The sequence below is a fragment of the Mesorhizobium sp. M2A.F.Ca.ET.039.01.1.1 genome (assembly GCF_003998035.1).
Taxonomy (GTDB): Bacteria; Pseudomonadota; Alphaproteobacteria; order Rhizobiales; family Rhizobiaceae; genus Mesorhizobium.
On sequence record NZ_RZRY01001038.1, the window covers coordinates 1 to 1,713 of the forward strand.

Sequence of the window (1,713 nt, forward strand, 5' to 3'; positions counted from 1 at the left end):
CAAAACAGCCAAGGGTCTGAATGCGCTTCCTCTCTGTCCTTCTCCTCATCGCCGGCGCCGCCGTCGGCATCTTCTATCCTTGGGCGATGAGCAACTTTTCCGGCCATGCGATCGGCACCTACCGCGTCTATGAGGGCGGCCGCTTCCGGCCGGTCACCGTGCAACTCGCCGCGAGCGACGCGCCGGTGCGGGTGCTGGTCGACCTGACCGCGCGAGCCGAGCGCGTCGCGGGCCAGCAGCGCACGGTGCTGACGCTGACGGCGGCGAGCGGCGGCCGCACCGCCCTGGCGTCGGCGCTCTCCTTCAGCCATACCGACAATCCGCGCCAGGCCAGCCCGCAACTGCCCGACAAGATCTTTCGCGACGAGGCCGGCGTCATCGACAGGATCACGCCCGGCCCTTACGTCTTCACCGTCGGTACCGGCGATGCCGATGGCATCGACATGCGCGCGGTCGATCTTGTCCTGCGCGCCGGCACCGGCTCGATCGACGAACGCGCTGAGCCGGCCGGCTACACGCTGATGGGCGTCGGCCTTGCCGGACTGGTGCTGTCGCTCGTCTTCGGCCGCCGCGGCGGAGGCCATCCGCAGAATCCCAATTCGCAGCCGCCACCGCCGCGCTGGGGCCGCAACGGTTCGCCACGAGCATGATGCCGAAAAGTGTGAAGCGGTTTTCGGACGACATCATGCTCTCTGAAGGGAGGCCGGCATGAATTATCGCCACGCCTACCACGCCGGCAATTTCGCCGATGTCGTCAAGCATGCCGTGCTCGCGCGCCTCGTCGAATATCTCAAGCAGAAGGACAAGGCTTTTCGCGTCATCGACACCCATGCCGGCATTGGCCGCTATGATCTTGCCTCGGTCGAAGCCGGCAAGACCGGCGAGTGGCAGGGCGGCATCGGCCGGCTCACCGAGGCGACGCTCGAGCCGCAGGCGGCGGCGCTGCTTCAGCCCTATCTGGAAGCGGTGCGCGCGCAAAATCCCGACGGCGGCCTCAAGCATTATCCCGGCTCGCCGCTGATCGTTCGCCATCTCCTGCGCAGCCAGGACCGGCTGACGGCGATCGAGCTGCACCCCAAGGATGCCGTGCGGCTGAAATTGGTTTTCGCCGGCGATTTCCAGGCAAGGGTGATCGAGCTCGACGGCTGGCTGGCGCTGGGCGCGCAACTGCCGCCGAAGGAAAAGCGCGGCTTGGTGCTCATCGATCCGCCCTTCGAGGAGGAAGGCGAGTTCTCCCGTCTGGTCGATGGTCTGCGCAAGGCGCACCGGCGCTGGCCGGGTGGCATCTACGCGCTCTGGTATCCGATCAAGGATCGCAGGGCGGTGACGGCCTTCCGCGGTGCTCTGAAGGAAACCGGCATTCCGAAGCTGCTCGACATCGCCTTCGAGATACGGCCCGCCTCGGATGAGGCCAGCCTCGACGGCAGCGGGCTGGTGGTGGTCAATCCGCCCTACACGCTGGAAGGCGAATTGAAGGTCCTGTTGCCCGCCCTCCATAAGGTGCTCGCCGTCCGGCAGCCGTCGCGCTGGAGTTCTGATTGGCTGGCGGGCGAGTAGGGCGCCTGCGTTCGCTCAAGCCAACGCCGAGGGCGTCACGCCGGTCAGCCGCCGGCTTTCGCGGATCAGATGCGCCTGGTCGGCATAGCCCGCCTCGATCGCGAGCAGCGCGGTCGAGGCTTCGCCCTGCTGCCGCTGCATGCGCCGGAACCGGTG

At 67.3% G+C, this 1,713-nt stretch carries 2 protein-coding genes; both read left to right on the forward strand.

The annotated features are described in order from the left end of the window. The first annotated feature begins 20 nt into the window (after positions 1–20). Positions 21–650, forward strand: coding sequence for a hypothetical protein (locus tag EOA24_RS37000; protein ID WP_126078215.1), 630 nt, complete (start codon positions 21–23; stop codon positions 648–650). Between the two features lie 58 nt (positions 651–708). Beyond that, positions 709–1,557, forward strand: a complete 849-nt coding sequence (locus tag EOA24_RS37005; protein WP_126078214.1) for a 23S rRNA (adenine(2030)-N(6))-methyltransferase RlmJ — start codon at positions 709–711, stop codon at positions 1,555–1,557. Positions 1,558–1,713 lie beyond the last annotated feature (156 nt).

Excerpts from the sequence above, each read along its gene's own strand:
- EOA24_RS37000 (WP_126078215.1), top strand. The coding sequence starts at position 21 with ATGCGCTTCCTCTCTGTCCTTCTCCTCATCGCCGGCGCCGCCGTCGGC.
- EOA24_RS37005 (WP_126078214.1), top strand. The coding sequence starts at position 709 with ATGAATTATCGCCACGCCTACCACGCCGGCAATTTCGCCGATGTCGTC.